At 67.3% G+C, this 26,502-nt stretch carries 25 protein-coding genes and 1 pseudogene; 10 read left to right on the plus strand and 16 right to left on the minus strand.

Annotation, left to right across the window (positions count from 1 at the left end):
* Positions 1-76: 76 nt before the first annotated feature.
* On the minus strand, positions 77-817 hold the full coding sequence (locus OCS65_RS27060; RefSeq protein ID WP_065923143.1) for an SDR family NAD(P)-dependent oxidoreductase: 741 nt from the start codon (positions 815-817) through the stop codon (positions 77-79).
* 861 nt (positions 818-1,678) lie between these two features.
* Positions 1,679-2,542 (minus strand): acyl-CoA thioesterase, encoded by an 864-nt coding sequence (locus tag OCS65_RS27065; protein WP_050034447.1) that lies wholly within the window; start codon positions 2,540-2,542, stop codon positions 1,679-1,681.
* Between the two features lie 590 nt (positions 2,543-3,132).
* On the opposite strand from OCS65_RS27065, the gene OCS65_RS27070 reads away from it, so the two are divergent.
* Both OCS65_RS27070 and OCS65_RS27075 read left to right on the plus strand, forming a co-directional pair.
* Positions 3,133-4,266, plus strand: a complete 1,134-nt coding sequence (locus OCS65_RS27070; RefSeq protein WP_050034446.1) for a thiolase family protein — start codon at positions 3,133-3,135, stop codon at positions 4,264-4,266.
* Between the two features lie 772 nt (positions 4,267-5,038).
* The gene (locus OCS65_RS27075) at positions 5,039-5,320 is read left to right on the plus strand and encodes a hypothetical protein (protein WP_231772095.1); all 282 of its coding nucleotides are present in this window, start codon (positions 5,039-5,041) and stop codon (positions 5,318-5,320) included.
* A 359-nt stretch (positions 5,321-5,679) separates the two neighbouring features.
* Here the strand turns inward: OCS65_RS27075 and OCS65_RS29975 are convergent.
* The 6 genes and pseudogenes from OCS65_RS29975 to OCS65_RS27105 form a co-directional block, all read right to left on the minus strand.
* Positions 5,680-6,423, minus strand: a pseudogene (locus OCS65_RS29975) (enoyl-CoA hydratase/isomerase family protein); the annotation flags it as partial.
* Positions 6,389-7,750, minus strand: coding sequence for an MFS transporter (locus OCS65_RS27085; protein ID WP_231772096.1), 1,362 nt, complete (start codon positions 7,748-7,750; stop codon positions 6,389-6,391). The gene OCS65_RS27085 and the pseudogene OCS65_RS29975, both read right to left, overlap by 35 nt.
* 1,022 nt (positions 7,751-8,772) lie before the next feature.
* On the minus strand, positions 8,773-8,943 hold the full coding sequence (locus OCS65_RS27090; protein ID WP_263508238.1) for a hypothetical protein: 171 nt from the start codon (positions 8,941-8,943) through the stop codon (positions 8,773-8,775).
* 84 nt (positions 8,944-9,027) lie between these two features.
* Entirely contained in the window at positions 9,028-9,222 is a 195-nt protein-coding gene (locus OCS65_RS27095) for a hypothetical protein (protein WP_050034441.1), read from the minus strand.
* A gap of 63 nt (positions 9,223-9,285) precedes the next feature.
* Positions 9,286-11,088 carry an AMP-dependent synthetase/ligase gene (locus OCS65_RS27100; protein WP_338049254.1) on the minus strand — a complete coding sequence of 601 codons (1,803 nt, stop codon included), beginning with the start codon at positions 11,086-11,088 and terminating at the stop codon, positions 9,286-9,288.
* 31 nt (positions 11,089-11,119) lie between these two features.
* Entirely contained in the window at positions 11,120-11,884 is a 765-nt protein-coding gene (locus tag OCS65_RS27105) for an SDR family NAD(P)-dependent oxidoreductase (protein WP_050034440.1), read from the minus strand.
* Positions 11,885-12,078: 194 nt separating this feature from the next.
* On the opposite strand from OCS65_RS27105, the gene OCS65_RS27110 reads away from it, so the two are divergent.
* From OCS65_RS27110 to OCS65_RS27120, 3 genes are read left to right on the plus strand one after another with little or no spacing between them, the layout of a single operon-like run.
* Positions 12,079-13,311, plus strand: a complete 1,233-nt coding sequence (locus OCS65_RS27110) for a cytochrome P450 (RefSeq protein ID WP_065923144.1) — start codon at positions 12,079-12,081, stop codon at positions 13,309-13,311.
* Between the two features lie 17 nt (positions 13,312-13,328).
* Complete coding sequence (locus OCS65_RS27115) at positions 13,329-13,523, plus strand: ferredoxin (RefSeq protein WP_050034438.1); 195 nt, start codon at positions 13,329-13,331, stop codon at positions 13,521-13,523.
* A complete protein-coding gene (locus OCS65_RS27120; protein ID WP_065923145.1) occupies positions 13,520-14,692 on the plus strand; it encodes an NAD(P)/FAD-dependent oxidoreductase in 1,173 nt (390 codons plus the stop codon). The genes OCS65_RS27115 and OCS65_RS27120 overlap by 4 nt, the downstream gene beginning before the upstream one ends.
* On the opposite strand, the gene OCS65_RS27125 is transcribed toward OCS65_RS27120, so the two are convergent.
* The 8 genes from OCS65_RS27125 to OCS65_RS27160 form a co-directional block, all read right to left on the minus strand.
* Positions 14,642-14,854: a hypothetical protein gene (locus OCS65_RS27125; protein ID WP_168578952.1), complete on the minus strand. Its 213-nt coding sequence runs from the start codon at positions 14,852-14,854 to the stop codon at positions 14,642-14,644. The two genes, OCS65_RS27120 and OCS65_RS27125, sit on opposite strands and share 51 nt — an antisense overlap.
* Before the next feature lie 394 nt (positions 14,855-15,248).
* Positions 15,249-15,707, minus strand: coding sequence for an acyl-CoA thioesterase (locus tag OCS65_RS27130; RefSeq protein ID WP_263508243.1), 459 nt, complete (start codon positions 15,705-15,707; stop codon positions 15,249-15,251).
* Positions 15,694-16,848, minus strand: coding sequence for a CaiB/BaiF CoA transferase family protein (locus OCS65_RS27135; protein WP_050034436.1), 1,155 nt, complete (start codon positions 16,846-16,848; stop codon positions 15,694-15,696). Before OCS65_RS27135 ends, OCS65_RS27130 begins: the two co-directional genes overlap by 14 nt.
* A 4-nt stretch (positions 16,849-16,852) precedes the next feature.
* Positions 16,853-17,641, minus strand: a complete 789-nt coding sequence (locus OCS65_RS27140) for an enoyl-CoA hydratase/isomerase family protein (RefSeq protein WP_263508245.1) — start codon at positions 17,639-17,641, stop codon at positions 16,853-16,855.
* Positions 17,642-17,657: 16 nt separating this feature from the next.
* On the minus strand, positions 17,658-18,815 hold the full coding sequence (locus tag OCS65_RS27145; protein ID WP_050034434.1) for an acyl-CoA dehydrogenase family protein: 1,158 nt from the start codon (positions 18,813-18,815) through the stop codon (positions 17,658-17,660).
* Between the two features lie 25 nt (positions 18,816-18,840).
* The gene (locus OCS65_RS27150) at positions 18,841-20,367 is read right to left on the minus strand and encodes an acyl-CoA synthetase (protein ID WP_263508249.1); all 1,527 of its coding nucleotides are present in this window, start codon (positions 20,365-20,367) and stop codon (positions 18,841-18,843) included.
* Between the two features lie 13 nt (positions 20,368-20,380).
* Positions 20,381-21,265 (minus strand): SDR family NAD(P)-dependent oxidoreductase, encoded by an 885-nt coding sequence (locus OCS65_RS27155; protein ID WP_231772101.1) that lies wholly within the window; start codon positions 21,263-21,265, stop codon positions 20,381-20,383.
* 8 nt (positions 21,266-21,273) lie between these two features.
* A complete protein-coding gene (locus tag OCS65_RS27160; protein ID WP_050034431.1) occupies positions 21,274-22,227 on the minus strand; it encodes an acyl-CoA thioesterase in 954 nt (317 codons plus the stop codon).
* 216 nt (positions 22,228-22,443) lie between these two features.
* Here OCS65_RS27160 and OCS65_RS27165 point away from each other — a divergent pair, with 216 nt between their 5' ends.
* Genes OCS65_RS27165 through OCS65_RS27185 form a run of 5 tightly spaced genes read left to right on the plus strand, consistent with a single transcriptional unit; the run spans position 22,444 to position 26,496 of the window.
* On the plus strand, positions 22,444-23,631 hold the full coding sequence (locus tag OCS65_RS27165) for a lipid-transfer protein (protein ID WP_050034430.1): 1,188 nt from the start codon (positions 22,444-22,446) through the stop codon (positions 23,629-23,631).
* A 1-nt stretch (position 23,632) separates the two neighbouring features.
* The gene (locus OCS65_RS27170; protein ID WP_050034429.1) at positions 23,633-24,091 is read left to right on the plus strand and encodes a MaoC family dehydratase N-terminal domain-containing protein; all 459 of its coding nucleotides are present in this window, start codon (positions 23,633-23,635) and stop codon (positions 24,089-24,091) included.
* A complete protein-coding gene (locus OCS65_RS27175) occupies positions 24,088-24,489 on the plus strand; it encodes a MaoC/PaaZ C-terminal domain-containing protein (protein WP_050034428.1) in 402 nt (133 codons plus the stop codon). The genes OCS65_RS27170 and OCS65_RS27175 overlap by 4 nt, the downstream gene beginning before the upstream one ends.
* Before the next feature lie 37 nt (positions 24,490-24,526).
* Entirely contained in the window at positions 24,527-25,330 is an 804-nt protein-coding gene (locus tag OCS65_RS27180; protein WP_050034427.1) for an SDR family NAD(P)-dependent oxidoreductase, read from the plus strand.
* A complete protein-coding gene (locus OCS65_RS27185; protein WP_263510387.1) occupies positions 25,330-26,496 on the plus strand; it encodes a thiolase family protein in 1,167 nt (388 codons plus the stop codon). The genes OCS65_RS27180 and OCS65_RS27185 overlap by 1 nt, the downstream gene beginning before the upstream one ends.
* Positions 26,497-26,502 lie beyond the last annotated feature (6 nt).

Consider the following 26,502-nt stretch of genomic DNA (forward strand, 5'->3'; position numbering starts at 1 on the left):
CAAGACTGTCTCGGTGATGTGACGGATAGGCTGGGCCGATCGATGTGATCGGGAGCGCTTTCCACGTCCCGCCCTGTCACAGCGGCCTACGCGCGAGGCTGAATGTCTGGCCGGTCGGCCCCTCGACGGGCCGGCCAGCGAGCCAGACAATCAATTCGGCCACCTCGTCCGGGTGCTTCACCCGCTCCGTCTTGGACAACGCAGGAACCTCGCCAAGGCGAAAATCGTCCCGGGTCAAATCAGTCGCGACCGGCCCCGGTACGATCTCGTTGACGTCGACGCCGTGGCGCCACACCTCCTTGGCCAGGACCCGCACCAGATGTGCGACCCCTGCTTTTGCAGCGGCGTACGCCGATCCACCGGCACCGGCGACGTGACCGGTACCCGATCCGATGACGATGATCTTGCCCATTCCTTGAGCGGCCATCTGCGGTAGTGCAGCCTGTGCGCAATGGAAGACACTGGTGAGGTTCAGGGCGATGGTCCGTTCCCAGTCGTCCGGTGCGCTGTCGACCAGCCGGCCCGAGGTCAGGCCACCGCCCGCGTTGCAGAGCAGCACGTGCAGGCCACCGAATTCGTCGACGGTACGGGCAACCATCGCGGCCACCTGGTCGGCAACAGTGACGTCGGCCGATATCGCGATCGCGCGACCGCCCTCGTTCCGAATCGCTCGGGCCACGGATTCGACCTGGTCGGCCGTGCGGGCAGCCACGGCAACGGCGGCACCGGCACGTGCCAACGAGAGCGCACCGGCGCGCCCAATACCTCGGCCCCCACCGGTCACCAGGCAGGTAAGTCCCTCCAACGACGGTGTCATCGATGTGCGTCCTTCCTCGACGTCGGCGCGGGGAATCCGCGCCGAGGTCGATGCAACCGTCTTCGGGGGTGGCTGTCCAAGAGCGGATTTCGACACAACCCATAGGAAATACCCATCGGTCCCGACCATCGGGCGGAGGTGAATCGGCGATGTGATCCGGACGCGCTGCTGCTGTTGTCTCGATCGAGAGGCGAGGTGAGGAGGCGGACCAAGAGGGCGTGGCCGGCTCACCACCTCACGGGATCGTTTTTCGCCTCCAGCCTTTCCGTGACATACCTCGCATGTTCGGCACGCGCAGGACGTACCGCCGACATTGCACCCTCGTAATCGGATCGCCGCAGATGCACACCGTGGTGCCGGTCGGTGATACGTGCGCCGCAAAGCGTCACAGCCGCAAGCGAACTGCTAGGGGACGTCACCATGTCACGCGCGACTGGCACTTCTGCGCAAGAGGACCGGCCGGGATCACGATGTGCATTCGCCCGAATTCCCTCCACCAGACGGTGCCCTCAGCGGGCGACCTGAGTGCGTTGGTTTCGGAGATGTCCGTGTCCGTCTCGGCGCGGCGAGGGTGGCAGATATCCCGACATACCGGGAAACACCGTTCAAATATGGCGTAGCATCCGCGATCGTCGAGGTTCAATCGTGGTGGTCGCCGCACCGGTCACCCATATGATCCCGGCGAGCGGTGCAGGTCGCTTCCACTGCCGGATGTATTTGCTTGGGCGTATCGACATTCGCACTTGCGGTCGTGGCAATACTCTCGGACCGCGCACACGCCGTCGGAACCGCCGAACCGACACACTGCCCCCGGGTCCGCAGCGGGGCGGGAAGCCGTCACGTCTGCCGAACTGGACTCGCTCAGCCCGGCCCGGCGGGAACCGGTGTCGATTCACGTAGCGAGCGGAGGACCACCTCCTGTGTGGTTGTTGCGATCAATTCTCCCCGTCGGCTCCAGATTTCGCCGAAGGTATGTCCGCGCCCGTCCCCGGAGACCCGACTGCGCTGGGTGTAGAGCATCCACCGGTCGGCGTGACACTGCTGGTGAAACCAGATCGAGTGATCGAGCGACGTGGTGAAGACGGTCGACGGGTCCTGCGCGGTCGACGGGGAATGGCCGACTACCGCTGTCCGGGCGAGCGCCAGGTCCGACAAGAAGGTGAGCGCGCAATCGTGGCGGGCGGGAGAAGCGGGCAGATGCCCCGCGAAACGGATCCACAACGAGCGACGGGACTCGCCGGGTTCGCCCCCCTGATGGGGTTTCGCACGAACGGGTCGTATCTCGACGGCCCGTCCGACCGGTGAAGTCCTGTCCAGGTTTGCCCATGTTCGATCCCACTCGCCTCCGAGCTCTTCGAGCAGCTCCGGCGCGGGCACGTCCGGCATCACCGTGTGCCGGGACGAATCGCTCTCGGGAACTTTGAACGATGCGGTCATCGTGAAGATGGCACCCGACCCCTGCCAGGCAGTGACCGCACGAAGATCGTAGGAGTTCCCGTCCTTGAGTCGCTGCACGACGTATCGGACCTCACGGTCCGGGCAGCCACGGCTCGGGAAGTAGCCGTGCAGAGAGTGCACCGACCGGTCCTCCCGGATCGTGCGCTGCACCGCAGCCAATGCCTGTGCAGCGATGTGCCCACCGAATGCCCGACCGGGCGAACCCTCACAGCACAGGCCGCGAAACTCGTCTGGACCGACCATGTCCACGTCCAACAACTCGGGCATCTCGTTCCTTCACTTCACACCCCACAGGGTTCGGGATGACGGTCCTCATCACTTCGTCCGGCGGTTTCTACGGATGCGCTCAGGACCGACTGTCATGCCGGTCACGGCGCGAGTCGACCACATTCGTCGAGGAGGGCATGTGACCGCCGGACATCCGAGCAACAACTCGCTTCCCACCTAAACCAGTTCCGCGAGCGAAGTCCAATAGCGAATACGGAACTGCTCAATCGTAAGTCGCTATCTTCCCCATAGTTCGTCGCGACGGGGGAAAACGCGGCATCGAACTGATTGTCACGATCGACGAGTGGGGCGTCTCGCTCACTGCCTCGGCGCCGGAGCTGGGTGAGGACACGGAGGCAGTGCTCTGCGCGCCGGGTCGGGCTGCGAAGTTCGAGACTCTCATCTCCTCCGGTGTCATTCACCAGCGAGCAACCGCCCGAACAGAAGTCGCTACCCGATCTGCATCGATTCGTCGCGATGGTCATTCATAGGTGGATCGAATCGCCGTGTTCGCATTCGCCTCTTTGTGCCCGATGCGCTGCCCTGATTGATTCGAGGGTGCATCGAACCGAGGACACCAGGAGCACATCATGCGAGATGCAGTCATAGTCGACGCGGTACGAACCCCGGTCGGCAAGCGCAATGGATCACTGGCCGGGATCCATCCCGCAGACCTGTCGGCCCACGTATTGACCGCTCTGGCGGCGCGGACTGGTATCGATCCCGCGGTCGTCGACGACGTTGTGTGGGGTTGTGTCGGCCAGATCGGAGACCAGGCGAACAACATCGGCCGGAGCGGCGTCCTCGCGGCGGGCTGGCCCGAGTCGGTTCCGGCCACCACGGTAGACCGGCAGTGTGGTTCGAGCCAGCAGGCGCTGCACTTCGCCGCCGCCGGGGTGATCGCCGGCCACTATGACGTTGCCGTTGCCGGCGGTGTGGAGTCGATGTCTCGGGTCCCGATGGGTTCCAGCCGCCAATCCGGACAACCGTTCGGGCAGACTGTTCTGGACCGATTCGGGGTCGAGACCTTCAACCAGGGAGTCGGCGCCGAAATGATCGCCGCGAAGTGGGGGCTCACCCGTCGCCAGCTCGATCACTTCGCGGTGATGTCACATGAGAAGGCGGCCGCGGCAGTCGATTCAGAAGCACTGGTGGGCCAGATCGCCCCTCTTCCCGGTGTGTTGGACATGGACGAGGGTATTCGCCGGGGCACCACTGTCGACAAGCTCGCCGAACTGAAAACCTCGTTCAAGAAGGACGGCGTCATCCACGCCGGCAACGCCTCCCAAATCTCCGACGGTGCCGGAGCACTGCTGGTCACTACCAGCGAAAAGGCACACCAACTCGGTCTGACCCCGATCGCACGAGTCCATACCGCCGTGATGGCAGGCGACGATCCGGTAATGATGCTGACGGGGCCCATCCCGGCAACCGCAAAGGCGCTCGAACGATCCGGCCTCTCGATCGCCGATATCGGCGCATTCGAGGTCAACGAGGCGTTTGCCTCGGTTCCGCTCGCATGGCTCGGCGAGACCGGAGCCGACCCGACCCTGGTGAATCCGCTGGGCGGCGCGATTGCGGTCGGGCACCCACTCGGCGGTTCCGGCGCGATCCTGGCGACCCGGCTGGTGCATCACATGCGAGACCGAAAGATCCGGTACGGCCTGCAGACGATGTGCGAGGGCGGCGGCATGGCCAACGCCACGATTCTCGAGCTGCTCTGACAACCTACTTCTGTCGAAGATCCGTCGGGGTACAGATCAGGGGTGAAGCCACAGACGAAAGAGGATGACCAGCAGCACCGGCCTCCCGTGGCGGTGTACTCGGTGGGCGAGCAGCCGGACACCCGCTTCTCGCTCGCCAATGAATGCACCGCACGAGCCTGCGTCCGAACAGTCCGACCCCGGTCGCCGGTGAGGCCACCCCGATGACCACCCTGACGGGTCTGTCACAGACCACGATCTATCTCGGGACAAGGTCGCGTTCGTCGCCTGCGGTACCGGCAGCGTACTCGCGGTGGCAGCCGTGCGGTCATGGCGGCGCCAAGAACGAGCCCTCCACTCGACCAGCCCCTACCCCTCCCCCGGGCTCGCCGGCGGCGTCTGTGCTCTGGCCGTCGAACTGGTCGCATTCGACGTAGCCGCTCCACGTGCCGATGTGACACTCGCGGGAGGAAGGGGGCAGGCAGTGCGACGCACTCCACGCGGTGGCATCGACGTCACGCCCCACACAGCACGATGGCGGTCATCAGCGAGACGCTTCGAGCCCTCGAGTCAGGTGAACGGACCCCGCAGTGACCTGCGGCCTCGATCGACTTGTCGTGCTGGTCGACGAGGACGGTGGTGATCGTCGCTCGTGACGGCATCGGCACGTTGTGGCCCGACCAGCGGTTCGCGAGGTTGGCGTCGGGAAGGTTCGGGGTCCCGCTTGCGCGTCGGCCCGCGCGCACTCGGCCTGGATGGCCACGTTCGTGGCAACCGAGAAAAGAATGTCGCCGTGAGTGAGCTTCACGCCCTGGGGTGCACCGGTGGTTCGAGAAGGGAAGATCAGTGCGAGCAGGCCGTCGCGGGACACCGAACGCCAGACGCGGTCGAAGTCGAAATCCGGGACGTCACGCGACTCGAGGTCGTCGAGGCCGACGGTCCCGTCTGCGTAGCTGTCGACACAGACGACGGTACGGACCCCGGTGTCCGCGGCCCCCATACGAATCTTGTCGAGAGATTGCTTCTCGTACAACACAACCCGCTTGTCGATGCTGTCGACGAGGTAGGCGGCTGATCGGCGGTAAGGTGTTGTAGAACGAGGCCCAGCCGTTCGGCTCGTGGCGGGTACGGCGATCCAGGGGGAGCGGCAATTCGGCCGCGTGTCGTGGTGCGCTGAGCCGCTCCCTGCGGTGGCGTTCGACTCGCGACCGGGGAAACAACTCGCCTACCCGGCGGTGTTCGCCGCAGCCGAAGCGCTCCTTTTCGGTGGTGAACACGTCGTCGAGCACCAGATCGGCAGTATCGCGCAGGATCTGGTTGAGCACGGCCTTGCCCTGCACCGCCTTCACCGGGCCGACGGCAGATCATTCCGTGAGCGCGTGCGGCCTGGTCGAGCAGATGCTCGCGCTCGACGACACGGTTCATCAGGCCGATCCGCTCCGACTCCGACGCGGTGACCTTGTCGCCGGTCATCAGGGACTTTTTCGGGCGGGTCATCCCGACCAGCCATGACCAGGTAATAGCACCGTCGTCGCCGGCGGTGACGGTGACGGTCACGTGCGGATCGGAGATGATCGCCGTGCTCGAGATGAGCATGATGTCGCACAGCAGCGCGATGGTGGCGCCGAGATCGACTGCAGGCGTTGACCGGCGAGATGATGGCCTGGGGCGGTGCGAGGATGTCCATAGTGATCTTCCGGGCTTCCTGGAAGAGCGCGTCGAGCACTGGGCCGGCTTCCGGCTGCTCGCCCCAGGGTTTCCCGCCGTGGCGAATGCCTTGCCCTGACCGGTCAGCACGACGGCTCGTATCGTGTCGTCCTTCCGGATCTGGGCAGATTTCCGGGCGAGCTCCTCATGCATCGGACGGCGGATCGCGTTGTACAATTCGGGGCGGCTGAACTCGACCGCCAGCACGTGCCCGCCACGGTGAAATGTCAGGGGCGGCAGTCCGAGTAGTGCTTGTTCTCCCCCGTGTATGCCCCTCTTCCAGGAAGATGTGCCGGCCGGACAAATCGGCCCACCGTTCGAGTGTGTGCAGACTTGACTGCACTTCAGGCACGCAACAGGTCCTAGCGTGAGCCACAGTCGGACACGGTAGTAGTTGACTTTCTCCGTCATCGACACGACAGGACCGCAGGCGCACTCAGCGCGGTCCGATCTGCCCCGCCGATGCCGCATCGTCCGCGCGCACAGCCGACAATTCCTGCGCCTCGACGAAACACGCAACGTTGCGTTCGGGGTTGATGAGCGCAGCGGCGATCAGCGCTCCGCCCACCAGGACGACACCGAAGGCGGCGAACCCGAGCTGGTAACCATGGAGCGGGTTCGAAGCGTCGTTCACCAGGTTGCCCAGCAGCAAAGGCGCGATCACGCCACCCATGCTGTAGCAGGTGATCATCACGCCCATGACGGTGCCGCGCTGTTTGACCGGGACGACGTCCGAGACCAGCGTCCAGGCGATACCCTGGGCGCCGACCACCAGGGACGCTCCGACCGCGAGCAGGACAATTTGCAGCACACCGCGATCCAGGAGAGGCCATGCGATGGTGCTCAAACCGCCTAGTGCCACCAGCGCGCAGGGCAGCAGTCCCCTAGCAGCGCGGACGCTTGCCCCTCGCCGGGTCATGGCGCGGGACACTGCCGCGAAGACGATCATCAAGATCGCGCCGCAGAGGTACGGCAGGGACACCAGCCAGCCGGTGGCGACCTTGTCGTAACCCAGCCCCTGACGCAACGCCAACGGCAGCCAGCTGATCTTGAGCGCCACGCTGCAGTAGGTGGCAAAGAAGAGCAGGGTAATGCCGACGATGGTGCCGGACGTCAACAGGCGACGGTAGGGGACCCGCTCCGGAAGCATCGGAAACGACGACACCGCGTGCCCTGTGACCTCGGGGCCGTCGCGACCGACAATCAACCAGCCGACCACCCACACCAGGCCCACGATCGCCATGGCGGCGAAGGCCGCATGCCACGAGTAGTGGATGACGAGTGCGGTGATGATCGGTGCGGCGACGAGCGGACCGACCGATGTTCCCGACGCGACAATGGATGTGGGCAGAGCCCGCTTCTCGGCCCGGAACCAGCTATGCGTCACTCCGAAGGCCAGGGCGGCCGTCGGGCCCTCCGCGAAACCGAGGATCATGCGCGTGATCAGCAGCACGGTGAAACTGGTGCTCCACACCATCGGGAGAAGGCACAGCGCCCATATCAGTGCAACGCCGGCGAGAAGCCACCGGCCTGGAATTCGACCGATCAGCATGCCGCCGACGATGGCGCCGATTGCAAAGAACCAGAAGAAGCCGCTCTGCACGAGACCGAACTGGCTCGGGGTGATGCCCAGGTCGTCGATAAGGTCCACGCCGACGAGGCCGAGCACGGCCTTGTCGGCGAAGTTGATGAGCATGAACACGAAGAGCATCGCCGCGGTGACCCAGGCCTGACGCCTGGTCGGCGAACGGTGTGGCCCGGCCGAAACCGTTGCCGAAAATGTGTGATCGACAGCCATGGGTGGCCTTTCTCTACGTCGTTGAGTCTCGCGGAGGTGATCGACGATCGGCTCACCGCTCGGAATCCGGCCCGGCCCGGCCCGGCTGCGAGAAGCACATCACAGACCCCGCTATAGAGTGAAGTGAACCACTTTCGACACCGTCGCACAAGCCCCCCGGTCACTATCAGCGATTAACTTTAAGGCCGATTACCCTGCATACGAACCCAGGCACTCCGAATATTGAGTCACAATCGAGGGGTGGCGTACGGTGCATGTGCCGGGAACGCTGCGGATCGAGCAGACCGGCCTGCCGCCCGTCCGGGCAACCGACAACCGATCGAGGCGACGGGGACGATCGATCCCTCGCGACTCACGCATCCGCCGCCCGAACGCCCAGGTGCACAGTGGACATCCGGCGCAATCGACGTCAAACACCCCATGCCACACCCGCAGTTCGACGTCGAGTAGCGAGCCTCCGCGGACCGCGGCATTGTCGACGAGGGCCCAGGCGCGCCAACACCTCACCGATCTGATCGACGACCCGCTCGACGCTGTGTTCTGCGTTCTGCGAACCTGGCCGGTATGGACACCCGAGACATTCAGGATGAGATCAAGGTTGCGGTGCCGGCAACGATCACCAGGCCGATGACCGCAGACCGAAAGACGGTCGTGGGTACGCGCCGTGCCGCTTCCAGCCCGACGGCATTGCCGACTGGAGCAGCAATGACACCCAGTGGTACGAGTGCCCACACCATGTCCTGCGGACATCACCCTCGACAGAGGGATGCCGGCGTAAAAGTGCTAGCCACAACGACATACTCCACAAGATCGGCAATGAAGGTCAGTGGGGCCTCGGCTCGCTACATCGAAAAGGAGTACCGGCGGCAGCCCGCCGAGCGAGGTCTTGGCCGCCATGAAACCGCCCAGATCCCGGTGACTGCATGTGTCGCGTGTCGGTCCCCCCGAGTCGGTGCGATCCGGAATCGCCAACCGGATTCCGCACAACAGACCGTCACCCCGGCGACCGGTTCGAGCAGGCGCTAGGGCAGATGAGCGCCCCACACGCTCCCCGACCACGCCCCCAGGATCCTGCCCGCGCATAGCGGGCGCACCCGACACCAGTTCATGTGCTCACGCATGCAGATCGCCTCGGCAATCCACGGGATGAGCCCGGCGGCGAGTTCGGCCACCGAGACCACGGTGACGTCCATGCTTTCAGCCCCCACGCCCCGCCGGGCCCATCGAGGGTGCTGTGGTCGCGACGATGGCGCGCGCCGAGACCATCCATCTCGTGCTCACAGTTCAGGTCGCCAACGCGCGACGCCCGACCAAACATCCTTGTGGCCCATGAGAGTCGCGCCACCGCCGTCGACGATCAGGGTCTGGACACCGCCGTTGGCGAGGATGCCGGCGATTCCTTCCGGAGCCGGGTCACGAACGGTTTCGACCAGTGCGGCACGGCCGACCGGCGTCCCGAGGTCGGCGGTCACCTGGACACCGCCGAGATCGACGCCGATTACACGCACTCATGCGCAGGAACATTCCCGGTCAGGTCAGGCATAGAGCGCGGCGATTTCGGCGGCGTACTTCTCGTGCACGAGCTTGCGACGCACCTTCGTGGTGGCGGTGAGCTCGTCACTGTTGACATCCCAGTACGACGGCAGCACCGTGTGCGCACGCACCTGCTCCACCCGCGAGAGCCGCTCGTTGCCGCGCGCGATACCTTCGGCCACCTCCCGCACCACGCGCGGGTCCTGGGACAGCGTCTCGGCGCGGAGGTCGGTGATGCCGTGGGCGGCCGCGAACGCCGCGGCCTGCTCGCGGTCGAGGACGACGAGCGCCGCGACGTGCGGCCGCCCGTCACCGACGGCGACGACCGAGCCGGCGAGGGGGCAGGCGAGACGGACTGCGTTCTCGATGTTCGCCGGTGCGAGGTTCTTGCCCGACGAGTTGATGATCATGTCCTTCTTGCGGTCGACGATCCGGACGTAGCCGTCCTCATCCACGGTGGCGATGTCGCCGGTGTGGAGCCAGCCCTCCGAGTCGACGGCCTCCGCCGTCTTCGCGGGGTCGTTGCGGTAGCCGCGCATCACGCCCGGGCTGCGGAGCAGCAGCTCACCGTCGTCGGCGAGCCTCACCTCGACTCCGTTACGCGCCTGGCCCACGGTGCCCACCCGGATCCGGTGGGGGTGGTTGGCGATGCCCGAGGCAGCGCTCTCGGTGAGCCCGTAGACCTCGCAGACCGGCACGCCGAGCGCCAAGAAGAACTCCAGCGTCTCCGGCGCGATCGGCGCACCGCCCGAGGTCGCGTAGTACAGACCGTCCAAGCCGAACCGACGCCGCCAGGCGTGCAGGACCGCCGCGTCCACTGTGGCGTGCTGGGTGGCGAGCGTTTCGGGAACCGGGTCGCCGGCAAGTTCTGTGCGCACCTTCTCCAGCCCGACGGCGAGGGCTTGCTCGATCGCGGCCCGCTCGGCGGGCGGCTCGGCGGCAATTGCGTTCTCGATCAGCGCCTCGAGCTTGTACCAGATCATCGGCACGCCCATGAAGGTCGACGGGTGGACCTCCTGGAATGCCGTCAGCACCGACCGGCCGTCGACCACGTCGGTCACCGTGGCTCCGGTCACCATCGGCAGGTAGTGCGCGGCGAATCTGTTGGCGAGGTTGGCGTCGGGTAGGTACGACAGCACCCGTTCTTCCGCATCGCGCGTCGTGAACTCCGCCTGCTGTCGCGCCCTGACCGACGAAGAGTAGAGCAGGTTGGCGTGGGTGATTTCGACACCCTTGGGTTCACCGGTCGTGCCCGAGGTGTAGATCAGGGCGACCAGGTCGTCGCGCCCGACCGCGCGCCACGACGCGTCGAAGTCGAAGTCCGGGTCACCGAGCGCGACGAGCGCGTCCAGGGAGAGCTGGTCGTCGGCGGCATCGTCGATGCAGACCACGCGGGTGTCCGGGTGCTGCAGTGCGGCTGTGCGGATGACCTCACCGAACCGCGCCTCGCAGATCACCACCCGGCTGCCGGCACTACCGAACAGCGACGACACCTGGTCGGCGGTGAACGTGTTGTAGATCGAGTACGACGTCGCGCCGAGGTGCATCACCGCGGTGTCGACGATGTGGAACTCCGGTCGGTTCGTCAGCATGATCGCAACCGTGTCGCCGGGTCGGACGCCTAGTCCCGCCAGGCCGGCGGCGATGCGGCGAACTCGGTGGTCGTACTCGCGCCAGGTGAAGGTTCGACCGTCCTCCCAGGCACGGAGCGCGACCTGGTCGGGGCGCGCGGCGACGGTGGACTGGAACACGTGGCACAGGCTCTGAGCTTCGGCGACCTGCTGCATCGTCAGATGGGTGGGCACGTTGGCCTTCCTGGGGTTCGGGGAGCGGGACTCAGCGGACATCCGGCGGCCAGAGCTGAAGCACCTGACCCGACATGTGCGTGGTGGCGGGAGAGAGGAGGTAGCGTACGGCCGCTGCGACTTCGTCCGGCGTCCCGAGGCGGTCGGCGATTTCCTTCTCGCGCTCCGGCTGCTCGCTGAGGCGCACGCGCAGCCTGCCGGTCGAGATCAGGCCCGGCGCCACGCAATTGACGCGGATGCCCTCGGGTGTCAGCTCGTTGGCGAGGTAGCGGGTGTAGTGCATGACGGCCGCCTTGGTGATCCCGTAGTGGGCGTAGCCGCCCTGCGGGTTGGCGACCACGCCGGTGAGTGAACCCATGGTCACGATCGCCGGATTGGTCGCCTGCCGCAGGGCCGGGAGGGCGGCCTGCACGGTCGTGATCGTGCCGTGCAGGTTGCGGCGCAGTACGTCGTCCAACGCGCTCAGATCGATGGTGGCGGCCGTGTTGTCGGCGAAGCCGCCGCTGCCGCCGCCTGCATTGCAGACCAACGCATCGAGCCGCGACCAGTCCTGGTGGATCCGAGCGCCCAGCTCTTGCATGGCCTCGACGTCGGTGGTGCTGGCCTCGACGGCGATGGTCGGCACGCCGATCTCGCGCAGCTCGTCGACAACCGAGCCGGCGGCCTCGTCGAACTCACGGTAGCCGTCGAAGTCGGTGTCGACGACAGCGATGGCGTACCCCTCACGGGCGAGGGAGACGGCGATCTGCCGGCCGATGCCGCGAGCTGCGCCGGTGACCAGGGCTGTGGGGTGCACAGATACCTCCTTGAGTCGAACGATTATTCACTTCTAGATGCCCGCGAGAGCTCTGTCAAGAGCCCAGCCGGCACAGCATGTAATTGACTGTTTGGGTGCAGATCTTGACCTTACGCAGAATAGGTGGATACTACCAGGAGTAAGTGAATACAATTTAGAGTATTCCATCTCTCCCTTCCGCTTCTGGAGGTCGCATGCTGCACACCGCCGATGTCCCCCTGTACCCCATGCCGCGTGACACCGCACGATGCCCGTTCGACCCGGCGGGCGACCTAGCCGAGATTCAGCAGGAAGAGGGTTTGCGCCGGGTGCGGATCTGGGACGGCAGTGAGCCCTGGCTGGTGACCCGGCACACCGACATCCGCGCGGTGATGGCGAGTCCACTGGTCAGCGCGGACACCGACAATCCGGCATACCCGCACAGCTCAGCCGCGATCAAGGCGCGCCGGGCGCGGGCGAAAACCTTCTTCACCGAGGACGGCCCGGCCCACGACGAGCCGCGCCGCGCGCTGGCCCGGGACTTCACCGCCAAGCGCATGCAGAGCATGCGGGACGTCGTCCAGGCCGTCACCGACCGGTGCATCGACGAGATGCTCGCCGGCCCCAAGCCTGTCGATCTCGTCGAGTCGCTCGCCCTGCCGGTGCCGTCGGTCATGATCTGCGAGCTGCTGGGCGTTCCCTACTCCGAGCACGACCGCTTCCAGGAGCTCACCAAGGTATTCACCGCGGCAACCTCCACACCCGCGGACACCGTGGCAGCGGCCGAGGAGATGCTCGCGATGATCGGAAACGTCATCGACGCCAAGATCGAGAAACCGACTGACGACACTCTGAGCCGCCTCGTCGTCGAACAGCTCAACCCCGGTCTCATGACCCGCGAAGAGGTTGCCCGGATGGGCTTGCTGCTCCTGACCGCCGGCCATGAGACCTCCGCCAACATGATCGCCCTCGGCACCGCCGCACTACTGACCAACCCGGAGCAGGCCGCGCTGATCCGTGACGCCGACGACCCGGCGGTGGCCGCAGGTGCGGTCGAGGAGCTGCTGCGTTACCTCACGATCGTCCACAGCGGTGCCCGGCGCGTGGCCATCGGCGACTTCGAGGTTGCGGGCACGCAGATCCGCGCCGGCGACGGCCTGATCCTCGACTTTCCCTCCGCCAACCGCGACAAGGCCGCCTTCGCCAGCGAGGGCCACGCCGAACCCGACGTCCTCGACATCACCCGGCCCGCACGGCACCACCTCGCGTTCAGCTTCGGGGTCCACCAGTGCCTGGGGCAGCAGCTGGCCAGGGTCGAGCTGCAGGTCGTCTACTCGACTCTCCTCAAGCGGATCCCCACTCTCGCTCTGGCGGAGCCGGTGACGGAACTCCAATACAAGACCGACATGTCCATCTACGGCTTGCATCGCCTGCCTGTGACCTGGTGACCGAAAGGACAGACCTGATGAGGATCCACATCGACGAGGACAAGTGCGTCGGCGGCGGGCAATGCGTGCTTGCCGCGCCCGAGGTGTTCGACCAGCGGGACGAGGACGGCATCGTCATCCTGCTCGAGGACTCACCCCCGGCCGACCTCGCCCCCCAAGTGCACGAGGCCGCGCTGCTCTGCCCGGCCCTCGCGATCGTGGTCGAGGAATGAGCCTCGACCAGGTCGTGGTCGTCGGTGTCTCGGCCGCGGGTCTGACCGCGGCCGAGACACTGCGCCGCGAGGGGTACACCGCCAGACTGGTCCTGGTCGACGGAGACCAGCGGCCCCCGTACGACCGACCGCCACTGTCGAAGCAGCTGCTTCGCGGAGAGTGGGAAGAGGAGAAACTCACCCTGCGCCCGCCCGCCGCGCTCGAAGGGCTCGACGCCGAATGGCGGCTGGGAGTACGGGCCGAGCGGCTCGACCTCGCGGCGGGCCGGCTCGCGCTCGCGGACGGTTCCGACATCGCCTTCGACGGACTGGTCGTCGCGACGGGCGTGCGTCCCCGGGCCCTGCCCTTCGCAGTCGGCCGCCCCGGGGTGCACATGCTCCGCACGATCGAGGACGCCCTCGCGCTGCGTCGGGAGGTTGTACCCGGCGCAGCCGTCGTCGTCGTCGGCGCAGGCTTCCTCGGCACGGAAGCAGCCTCGGTGGCCGCCGAACTCGGCTGCCGGGTCACCGTCATCGACCCGCTGGAGCTGCCGCTGCAGCGCCAACTCGGTCCGCGGATCGGCCAGCGGGTCGCGCGACTGCACCGTGACCACGGTGTGCAGCTGCTCTGTGGACGCGGCGTCGCCGATGTCCGGGAGACCGACGGCCGGGTGAGCGGCGTCGTCCTGGACGACGGCGCGGAGGTCGCCGCAGACGTACTGCTCGTCGCGATCGGCGCCGAGCCGGTCACCGACTGGCTGCGCGGCAGCGGACTCACCATCGACGACGGAGTCCAGTGCGACGAATTCTGCCAGGCCGCACCGGGGGTCGTCGCCGCCGGTGATGTCGCCTCGTGGCTTCACCCGACGCTCGGACGGCTTCGTCTCGAGCACCGGATGAACGCCACCGAGCAGGGCATGGCGGCCGCGAGGACCCTGCTGGGGAAGCGGACACCGTTCGCACCGGTGCCATACTTCTGGAGCGACCAGTACGACGTGCGGATCCAGGTTTACGGCCGCCCCACGGCCGCGGACTTCACCGCCGTCGAGGGCTCGCTCGACGAGGGACCCTTTGCCGCCGTGCAACGCGACGCGTCCGGGCGTACCACCGCTGTCGCCGGATGGAACATGCCGCGCCAGCTACGCGCGCTGCGCCAGGAACTCGTCGAGCAGCAGGCTGTCCGGTGCTGACTGCGGCCCCGGAGGCGCGCTGCTGACGAAAACCACGGCAGCAACACCCTTCTCATCGGCCCACGTGTCGAGGTAGCGAGTTCGGGCGGATCCGTCGACGACCGTGCACAAAGTCATACACCCTTGGCCGTCGACCACGTCACAGGCGTGGTCGACGGTCACGGCGTAGCTCCTGCCTCGCAGCAATGAACATGCCGGCCGTATCGCGGTCCTACTGCTCCGACAGCAGTTCCTCGGTGAAACGGTGCAGGCAACCGGCGACTGTCCGGGGCTTCGCCCGGAACCCCGGTGCTGAGAGCGTCCGCGATACGAGTCACCAGACGACAACGCAACTCTTCCCCGACACCCTCGCCGAATTCAGTGAGCACCCATAGAGCCGCTCGCCGGTCGGAAGGGTCCGGTTCACGACCTACGAGGTCTCCGGTACCCGAGGTTTGCTTGATCGCTCACGCGAGTACCGGAGACCACACTCATTTCAATTGTCACCACACGCCGACAAGACTCCATCTTCGCTGCGGCGCCATTCTCGAAACACTCCCCAGGCCAACGGCGGTCGCTACTGGGGAATGACGCTACCTGTGAATTGTCCGCCGATTTCACACGGGATCGGCCACGGTTTGCCGGTCTCCAGGTCGACGAGCACGATGACCGCCTCGGGGGTCACCGCCGGCTCGGCGTCGGCCGAGGTGCGGATCGCGCTACCGAGGCGGAAGGACGTCGTGCCGACCGCGGACACCCACACGTCGACGAGGAACGGCTCGGCTTGGTACCAGAGTTCGTCGCGGTACTCGATGTCCTGCCGGCGCACCAGGTGCTGAATGTGGCTCGGCACCAGGTCGAGCAGCCCGCCTGGGGCGTGCGGCGTCACCGGGTGTCCGAGGAACGTGTGCCGCGCCTCTTCGATGATCCGCATCGACGCGACGTTGTCGACATGGCCGGTCGAACCCAGATCGTCGTACCGGACTGCGACGGGGACGGACGTCCCCCGTACCGCGGCGAGCTCAGGCGACGACACCGGCGGCCCGCAGTTCGTCGATCCGCTCCGGTAGGACACCCGCGGCCACAAGCACCGCGTCGGTGTCGGCACCGAGGACCGGGGCAGCGATCGGGCGCGGCAACGGCGTGCCGGAGAACCGCGGCGTCGGCGCCGGCTCGATGGTCCCTCCAGGACCTACGAGGAAGGTCTGGCGCGCCTGATTGTGCGGGTGGTGGGGCGCCTCGACCAGGTCGAGGACGGGCGAGAAGCTTGCGCCGCGACCAGCGAACAGCTGCGCCCACGTGTCGCGCTCGCGCTGGGCGAACAGGGCGGCGAGGGTCTTGCGCATCCGCGGCCACTCGGCACTGTCCTGCCGGTCGGCGAAGGTCGGGTCCTCGGCGAGGCCGAGGACGTCGAGCAACGCGGCGTAGGAGCGCTCGTCCCCGATGCCGAGGGCGACGTGGCGGTCGTCGACACAGCGGTAGACGCCGTAGCAGGGGCTGCCGCCGTCGATGCCGTTGGTACCGCGCTCGACGTTCCACCGGCCCGCGTTCCAGAAGTCGTACACCATCGCCATCATCGTGGCGCTGCCGTCGCACATGGCGGCGTCGACGACCTGGCCGCAGCCGCCGGCGCGGGCGTTCATCACGGCGCCGAGCACGCCGAGCGCCAGGAACATCCCACCACCCATGTCGCCGACCAGGTTGAGCGGCGGCAACGGCTCCTCGTGGGTCCCGATCGCCTCGAGCACGCCGGTGAGCGCGATGAAGTTGATGTCGTGACCGGGCTCCTGGGCCAGCGGTCCGTCCTGCCCCCAGCCTGTCATGCGGCCGTAGACGAGCGCGGGGTTGCAGGCGAACAGGTTGTCCGGCCCGAGACCCAGCCGCTCGGCCACCCCGGGGCGAAAGCCCTCGATGACCGCATCGACGCCGCGGGCGAGATCCAGCACGAGTCCGGCGCCGCGCCGGTCCTTGAGGTCGACCGTGATCGAACGCCGATTACGGTGCAGCACCGGGAACGGGTTGTTCCGGCCGGCCTCGCCGGGACGGTCGACGCGGATCACCTCGGCCCCCATGTCGCCGAGCAGCATGCCGGCGAAGGGCGCGGGACCGATGCCGCCCAGTTCGAGGACCCGGACGCCGGTGAGCGGGCCGCGGGAGGCGGCGGGATCGCAGTTCATCGGCTCAGCTCGCGAACTTCGGAGCGCGCTTCTCGACGAACGCCAGCCGTGCCTCCTCGGCGTCCGGAGACGCCAGGCAGGTCGCGAACTGCTCCGCCTCGAGCGGCAGGTAGTCGCCGAGCGACATGGTCGCGGCGGCCTTGAGGTTCCGCCGTACGGCGGTCAGCCCGCGCGGCGACTTCGCGGCGATCTGGGCGGCGATGTCGCGCACCCGTGCCGAAAGGTGTTCAGGCGGGAGCACTTCGTTGGCCAGTCCCCACTCGACGATCTCCGCGCCGCGGATCTTCGGCGACAGCAGCAGCAGCTCGGCGGCCTTGGCGGAGCCGAGCAGCCGGGAGAGCTGCCACGGCCCGCCGAGGTCGCCGCCGAAGGCGACGTTGACGAAGGCCGTGCTCATCACGGTCGTGGTCGCGACGTACCGCAGGTCGGCGTTGAGGGCGAGCGACATACCCGCGCCGGCGCAGCCGCCTTTGACCTCCGCGATCACGGGAGTGTTCATGTCGTGTAGCTGGGTGATCAGGCGGGTATAGCGCATCAGGCCGGCCCGGCCGAAGAGGTGATCTCCTGGGGGGTACGGCGCCGGGTCGGTGTCGGAGTTGTCACGACCCACGCAGAAGTGGTCCCCAGCGCTGGTGAGCACGACGACCCGGACGGACGGGTCCACCTCGGAGCGCTCGAGGGCGTCGAGCAGCCCGTCGGCCATCTCGATGGTGAAGGAATTGCGGCGCTCGGGACGGTTCATCGCGATAGTGGCGATGCCGCCCTCGATCGTGAACAGAACGGTGTCGGTCATGGGTTTCCCTCCGGGCCTAGAGGCCCATGTCCTTCGCGATGATGGTCTTCATGACCTCGGTGGATCCGCCGTAGATGCGGTTGACCCGCAGGTCGGTGAACATACGGGCGATGGCGTACTCCCGCATGTAGCCGTAACCGCCGTGAAGCTGGAGACACTTGTCGACCACCCGACCGGCCATCTCCGTGGTCTGCAGCTTGATGCGTGCCGCATCGGCAGGGGTGAGCTCGTGCGCGTCCTCGAGTTCGATGCCGCGGTCGACCAACGCCTGGCTCGTCTCGACCTCGACGTCGCACTCGGCGAGCACGAACTTGGTGTTCTGGAAGGCCGCCACCGGCTTGCCGAACACCTTGCGTTCCTGGACGTAGGCGCGCGTCATCTCCACGGCGGCGCGCGCGCGAGACACGGCGTCGACCCCGACGATGAGCCTCTCCCGCGGCAGGTTCTGCCCCAGGTAACTGAAGGCCATGCCCTCCTCACCGAGGAGGTTCTCGACCGGGACGTGCACGTCGGCGAACGACAGCTCGTTGGTGTCACTGGACTTGAGCCCGATCTTGTCGAGGTTGCGGCCGAACTCGAAGCCCTCGCTGTCGGTGGGCACCACGAGCAGACTCAGTCCGTTGCGGCGGTCGGTCTCGCTCGGCGCCGCGGTGCGGGCCACGACGACGCACAATTCGGAGTTGCGGGCGCCGGAGATGAACGTCTTCGCGCCATTGAGCACGTAGTGGCGCCCGTCGTCGGAGAGCCGTGCGGATGTGCGGATGCCGGCGAGATCGGAGCCTGTGCCCGGCTCGGTCATGGCGATGCACAGCAGGATGTCGCCCGACGCGATGCCCGGCAACCACCGCTGCTTCTGCTCGTCGGTGGCGAGGGTCAGCAGGTACGGCAACACCATGCCGGTGCTCAGTCCGTAGTGGCCCATGTGCACGCTCGCGCGGGCATTCTCCTCGGAAATGATCGCCTGATACTTGAAGCTCACCTCCCCCGGGCCGCCGTACACCTCGGGGATGCCGAAGCCGGTGACCCCGATCGCGCCCAGTTTGCGGAAGAAGTCCCGCGGCACGATGTGATCGTGTTCCCACTCCATGTAGTAGGGCGACAACTCGGCCGCGATGAAGTCGCGGATCATGACACGAAACGCCTCGTGGTCGGCGTCGTAGATCTTGCGTTGCACCTGAAGTTCTCCTGGGTCGTTCGGCTCAGTCGGCCGCGATGGTGGCGCGCAGCTCGCGCTTGAGGATCTTGCCGACGCCGCTCATCGGCATCTCGCCGATGATCGACATGCTGCGTGGCGCCTTGTAGCTGGCGATCCGCTCCTTGACGAAGGCCCGGACCTCCTCGATCGAGGTCGTGTGCCCAGGGCGCAGCACCAGGACGGCGTGCACCCGCTCGCCCCAGTCCGGGTCGGGGATTCCGATCACGGCGCACGAAGCGACGGCGGGATGGTCGGCGAGCACGTTCTCGACCTCGGCGGAGTACACGTTCTCGCCGCCGGTGATGATCATGTCCTTGAGCCGGTCCGCGATCCAGAGATAGCCGTCCTCGTCGAGATAGCCGCCGTCGCCGGTTTGGAACCAGCCGTCCTTGAACGCGGCGGCGGTTTCGTCGGGCTTGTTCCAGTAACCGATCATCAGGTGTCCGCCCCGGGTGACGATCTGGCCGACCGTGCCCGGCGGCACCGGGTTCCCGTCCGGGTCCACGACGTCGAGCTCGACGATCGGGGTCGCTCGTCCGACCGACCCGAGCTTGCGGCCGGCCCGGTGGTCGGGCCCGTTGAGCATGGTGAGGCACCCGGCCTCGGTCATGCCGTAGACGTGGACGAGCTGGGTCTGCGGAAGGTTCTTCATGACCAGTTCGAGCAGGCTGTCGGGGGTCCCGGAGGCGCCGTACCCGATGAACTCCAGGCTGCTGAGGTCGTACGACGCGAAGTCGGGATGCTCGCAGATCCGCTGGATCATCGTCGGCACCAGCGCACAGCCGGTGACCCGGTGCTCCTGGATCGTGCGCATCGCGTTCTCGGGCGAGAACGTCGGCACAAAGACGAGCTTGCCACCGAGCAGCTGCTGCGAGTACCACCCGAGCAGAGCCCCGATGTGGAAGAGCGGACCGGTCAGCATGGTGACGCCCCCTGCGCGGACCGCCGCCCCGGACATCTGGTAGCTGAGCAGACCGGTGAGAAACGAGCGATGGGTGATCATCACGCCCTTGGCGTGGCCCGTAGTGCCGCCGGTATAGAGGATGAACGCGAGGTCGTCGCCCGACCGGTGCGCGTCCGCAATCGGCTCGGCCCCCTCGATCAGCTCGTCGTGGACCAGCGTGCCCTGAGGCGCCTCGCCGCGGCCGACGTACACGATCGCTTCGAGGCCGGGCACCTGCTCGCGCAGCACCGGGACCATAGCGGCGAACGCCTCGTCGACGAAGACGACCTTGGTGCCCGAGTCGTTGAGCGCGTAGGTGATCTCGGTGGCGGACCAGCGCGTGTTGAGCGGGCTCGGTACCGCACCCGCCCACCAGCTCGCGAAGAACACCTCGTGGTGCCGGTCGGAGTTGAGCGCGACAATCGAGACCCGGTCGTTGTCACCGACGCCGAGTGTTCGCAGCGCGCCCGCGAGCCGGGCGACCCTCGTGGCCGACTGCGTCGAGGTGAACGCACGGTCGGCGTCGACGGTCAGAATGTCATCGCCCCAGTAGCGGACCGCGCGGTGCAGGGCGTGGGTGAGGTACATGGGGTCAGTCCCTTCAGCTCATGATCTTCGGTCGTTCGACGTCCAACGCGCGCGGGAACGAAGGATTCTCCATCACCTCGGCGAGCTCGGCGACGCTCCAGCCGTGGTCAGCGTTGACAACGTGCCCGAGCGAGAAACCTTGGTAGAGACCGACATGCCCGCCGGTGACGGAGAAGATCTGTCCGGTGAAGGGACAGTCGGCCTTCGTGAGGTAGGCGACCAGCGGAGAGGTGTTGCGCGGGTGGAACTTGTCGAACGCGTCCTCGTCCTCGGGTGCGGCGACCGCCGCGGCGAGGCCGGGTGAGGAGGTGACCATCGCGGTCCGGGCAGCGGGCGAGATCGCGTTGGCGCGAACGCCGTACCGGCCGAGCTCGGCGACCGCGAGCAACACTTGCGCAGCGAGACCCGCCTTGGCCGCAGCGTAGTTCCACTGGCCGACGTTGCCGTGCAGACCCGCGGCCGACGTGGTGTTGACGATCGAGCGGTCGGCCGAACGGCCCGCCTTGCCCTCCGCGCGCCAGTGCCGTGCCGCCGCCCGGGTCACCGAGAATGCGCCCTTGAGGTGGACGTCGACGACGAGGTCGAAGTCCTCCTCGGACATGTTCCAGACCATCGCGTCGCGGACGATACCCGCATTGTTCACAATCGCGTGCAGGTCTCCGAATGCGTGGACCGCGGCCTCGACCAGCCGCTCCCCGGTCGCCATCTCTGCCACGCTGCCGGCAACGCCGACCGCCTCGCCTCCGGCGGCGATGATCTCCGCCACGACGTCGGCCGGGTCGGACAGGTCGTTGACGACGATCCGCGCCCCCTCCTGCGCCATGAGGAGCGCGTGCTCACGTCCGATGCCGCCACCTGCGCCGGTCACGATTGCGACTCGGCCGTCGAGTTGTCCCATGTGTTGATTCACCTTTCGTCGTTACTGTCGGGAAGAAGCCTGACCACCGACTCCTGAGTAGCACTGGCGACCATGGTCCCGTCCGGACTCCAGAACGTGCCCTGGTTGAACCCCCGGCAAGACGCGATGCTGGTGCTCGTCTGACGCAGCAGCAGCCAGTCGTCGGCACGCAGCGGCCGGTGGAACCAGACCGCGTGGTCGATCGAAGCCAATCCCACCCGGCCGTGCTCGCGACGCAGGGGGTACATCACCTCGTGCTCGATCGCCGAAGACTGCGCGAGCGTGGCATCGGCGAGGTACGTCAGCGCGCAGGCGTGGACGAGTGGGTCGTCCGGGAGGGGGCCCCGCGAACGCAGCCAGACGTCCTGGCGGACGGTGCCGTCGGCCTCCGGCGCGGTGGGCCCGGCCGGTCGCGGCACGATCCGTACCTCGACCGCGCCGGCGTACACCGCCTGGGCGTGCGCCTCGGGGTGCAGCGCGCTCCACACGTCGTACACGTCGGGGGCGGTGTCGGGCGCGGGTACGACGGGTGCGACCAGTTGCCGCTCGGGGCCGGCTCCCGGCCGGACGAACGATGCGGTCAGCACGAAGATCTCGGCGCCGTCCTGGACGGCGGCAACCTGGCGCGCACTGTAGCTGCGGCCGTCGCGGCTGCGGCTGACGTGGTACTCGATGACCCGGTCCGGCCGGCCCTCGCGCAGGAAGTAGCCGTGCAGCGAGTGGGCGACACGACCAGCGTCGACGGTCGCGCCCGCGGCCGCAAGCGCCTGGGCGGCAACCTGTCCCCCCATCACCCGCTGGGGAGCACCCGCGTGACCGAAGCCGTGGAAGATGTCCGTGCCACGCGGCCGAACCGCGACGAGGTCGGCCAGCGGCGTACCGACCGCGACGACTTCGTTCGCATCGGGGCCGTCTATCGGAGCCGACGCGACCACCTTCGTCCGGACAACCTGTTCGGTCACGGCACCCCCTCTTCTCGTCACTGACGACCCGCCGTCGTCATCTCTCAGGTCTGGTCGAACGATAGTTCACTTCATGGTGTGGATGTCAAGACCGTCCCTCGAAATCGAAACTCGGCCGGCCGGACTCGGGAGCCACGTCGCCCGACCCATCCCCGACCTCGCTTGACAGTATGCGAACCGTACTGGAAAGTGAATCTACGTTAGATAAGGAGACTGATGAACTCTCGAGTCCTCATCGCCGGCGTGGGCATGGTTCCTTTCACCAAACCCAGCGCTGGCGCCAAATACGACGAAATAGGCGCCGCTGCTGCGGCTGCGGCCCTCGAAGACGCGGGGCTGAGTTACGACCAGGTCGGCCAGGTCTACGCCGGATATGTGTACGGCGACTCGACTTCTGGCCAGCGAGTCGTCTACCAGCTCGGCATGACCCGCATCCCAGTGCTCAACGTCAACAACAACTGCGCGTCCGGATCCTCGGCGCTGTGGCTCGCCCGCCAGGCGGTCGCCAACGGCGCAACCGAGTGTGCGCTCACAATCGGCTTCGAGCAGATGCCCCCGGGCGCGCTTACCGCCAAGTGGAACGATCGGCCGGCTCCGCTGTCGGCGTTCATGTCCGCCCTCGAGGACGTCTACCCTGTCGACCCCGCGCTGCCGATGACACCGCAGTACTTCGCGGCCGCAGCACAGGAGTACCTCGACACCACCGATTCCACCGTCGAGACCCTGGCCGCCGTCGCCGTCAAGGCACGCACGCACGCACGCACCAACCCCCGCGCAGTCTTCCGTGACCCGATCACCCTCGAGGACGTGCTCTCCTCCCCCACGGTCGCCGGCACGCTGACACGGCTGCAGTGCTGCCCGCCCACCTCCGGCGCGGCTGCCGCGGTCGTGTGCACCGAGGAGTTCGCCCGCAAGCACGGGCTCGATGCTCGGGTCGCGATCACAGCGCAGGCGCTGGAGTCCGACGACGAGGGCCTCTTCGACAGTCCGAGCGCGATCGCTCTCGTGGGGTCGGGCGTGACCCGTCGTACCGCCGACCGCGTCTACGCCGAGGCCGGTGTCGACCCCGCCGACATCGACGTCGTGGAGCTGCACGACTGCTTCACCATCAACGAGATACTCACCTATGAGGGGCTCGGCCTCTGCGAGCCCGGTGGTGCCGCGAAGTTCATTGCGGACGGTGACAACACCTACGGCGGCCGGGTGGTCACCAACCCGTCCGGTGGGTTGCTCTCCAAGGGCCATCCCCTCGGCGCGACCGGCCTGGCCCAGATCGCCGAGATCACTTGGCAGTTGCGCGGTTCCGCCGGCGACCGGCAGGTGCCGGGTGCCCGACTCGGCCTGCAGCACAATCTGGGCCTCGGCACGGCCGGCGTCGTGACGATCCTCGAAAGGCTCTCCTGACATGAAGATCATCGACCGCTCCATCGTCGGCTCCCGCACCGAGGAGTTCACCACGTCCGCCGAGCGTGGACGGCTCCGCTTCTTCGCCGAAGCGACGGCCCAGAGCGACCCGGTCTACACAGACCTGAGCGCCGCGAAGGCAGCAGGCCACCCGGATCTCCCGATCCCACCGACGTTCTTCTTCTGCCTGGAGATGGACAACCCGAACAGACACGTCTTCCTCGCGAACCTCGGCGTCGACGTGCGCACGATCCTCCACGGCGGCCAGAAGTTCACCTACCACGCTCCCGCTCACGCCGGCGACGTGCTGACCTATTGGACCGAGGTCGCCGACGTGTCGAGCAAGAAGGGCGGTGCGCTGCAGTTCATCGTCCGCAACACCCACGTCAGCCGCGCCGGCGAACCGGTCGCAACGCTCACCAGCACGATCGTCGTGCGTGACCCCAAGGCGGCGTCATGACCTCCCCGACCACCCACCTCGCCCCCGGCCAGGAACTGACCCTCGCGTGCCCGCGGATCACCCGCACCACGCTCGCCCTCTACGCAGGCGCGTCCGGAGACCACAACCCGGTGCACATCGACATCGACGCCTGCCGCGCCGTCGGCATCGACGACGTCTTCGCCCACGGGATGCTGTCGATGGCCTATCTCGGCCGGCTGCTCACCGACCACTGGCCCCAGGAGCAGATCGTCTCCTTCGAAGTCCGCTTCAGCGCGATCACCCCGGTCAACAGCGAGCCGACGTGCACCGGCACGATCACCAAGGTCGAGGACGGCGTGGCCCACCTCCATCTCACGGTGGCCCTGCCCGACGGGACCGTCACGCTGCGCGGCGCGGCCGTTGTGCGGCTCGCCTGAATTCCCCAGATACCACTCCCCGCAAGGAAGAACTGACATGCCCACACTGCAGGACAAGGTCGCGCTCGTCACCGGCTCCGGTCGCGGTATCGGTCGCGCCGTCGCACTCAAGCTTGCCGCCGAGGGTGCGAAGATCGTCGTCAACGACCTGGACGAGGCGCCCGCCAAGGAGACCGTCGAAGACATCATCGGCGCGGGCGGCCAGGCCGTCGCGTGCGTCGGCTCGGTTACCGCGCCCGACTTCGCCCAGCGCTTCGTCGACACGGCGATCGAGAGCTTCGGCGGACTCGACATCATCGTCAACAACGCTGGCTATATCAGGGACAACGTCATCCAGCGGATGACCGACGAACAGTGGGACGGCGTCATCGAGATGCACCTGACTGCGCCGTTCAAGATCCTGCGGGCGGCCGCGCCGTACATCAAGTCGAACCCGACCGACTACCACCGCAAGGTCGTCAATGTCTCGTCGGTCTCCGGGGTCTTCGGCAACGTGGGCCAGGCCAACTACGCCGCCGCCAAGTCCGGCGTCATCGGCTTGACCAAGACCCTTGCCAAGGAGTGGGGCCGCTACAAGGTCAACGTCAACGCCGTCGCCTTCGGATTCATCCTGACCCGGATGACCGAGGCCGTCGCCAGTGAGGACACGGTGGTCGAGATCGAGGGCCGCAAGATGCGGGTCGGCGTCAGCCAGGCCGCGATGGACTCTGTGAAGAAGACCAGTCCGCTCGGCCGCCCGGGCACGCCCGAAGAGGCGGCCGGTGCGATCTACGCCCTGTGCCTGCAGGAGATGAACTACGTCTCCGGCCAGTGCGTCACCGTCGATGCGGGTGCCCGATGATGCGCGACGCGGTCATCGTCGAGGCCGTCCGGACGCCGGTAGGGAAGCGCAACGGCTCGCTCTCCCGACAGCACGCGGCGGATCTGTCCGCCCATGTCCTCGACGCGCTGACCGAGCGCACAGGGCTCGACCCCGAACTCGTGGACGACGTGGTCTGGGGTTGCGCGATCCCGATCGGCATGCAGAGCGGAGGCATCGGCCGCGCCTCGGTGCTCGCGGCAGGGTGGCCCGAGTCGGTCCCGGCCGTGACGGTCGAGCGCCAGTGCGGCTCGTCGCAACAGGCCGTGCACCAAGCCGCGGCCGGCGTCATCGCGGGACAGTACGACATCGCGGTGGCCGGTGGCGTCGAGATCATGAGCGCCGTGCCGGCACAGGCGGCGCTCGGCGACGGCTCGTTCGGCGAGCCGTTCGGCCCCTCGGTGCTGAAGCGCTACAACGGCGTCCGCTTCCACCAGGGCGTCGGGGCGCAGATGATCGCCGACGAATACGGCCTCACCCGCACCGACCTCGACCAGCACGCGCTCGACTCCCACGCTCGGGCCGCGCGAGCGATCGACGAGGGACGATTCAAGAACCAGATCGCCCCGGTCGAGGTCCTCGACGAGGACGGCACGACGCGGCTCTTCGACACCGACGAGGGCGTCCGCCGCGGCTCCACGCTCGAGAAGCTCGCTGCACTCAGGCCCGCCTTCGGGGAGGACGGCGTCATCACCGCCGGCAACGCTTCGCAGATCTCCGACGGCTCGGCGGCGCTGCTCATCACGACCAGCGAGATCGCGAAGCAGCGCGGCTGGCGTCCGCTCGTGCGCATCCACACCGCTGTGGTCGCGGGCACCGATCCGATCACCATGCTCAAGGGCCCGATTCCCGCCACCCGTCGTGCGCTGGCAAAGGCCGGCCTGAGCATCGACGACATCGGTGTCTTCGAGATCAACGAGGCCTTCGCGCCCGTCACCCTCGCGTGGCAGCGCGAGACCGGGGCGTCGTACGAGCTGATGAACCCGAACGGCGGCGCGATGGCCATCGGTCACCCGATCGGCGGCTCCGGCGCCCGGCTCATGACCACGATGGTGCACCACATGGTCGACCACAACATCCGCTACGGGCTCCAGTCGATGTGCGAGGGCGGCGGCATGGCCAACGCCACGATCCTCGAGCGCCTCTGAACCCGA

The organism is Rhodococcus aetherivorans (assembly GCF_025722975.1).
In the GTDB taxonomy this organism is placed as follows: Bacteria; Actinomycetota; Actinomycetes; order Mycobacteriales; family Mycobacteriaceae; genus Rhodococcus; species Rhodococcus aetherivorans.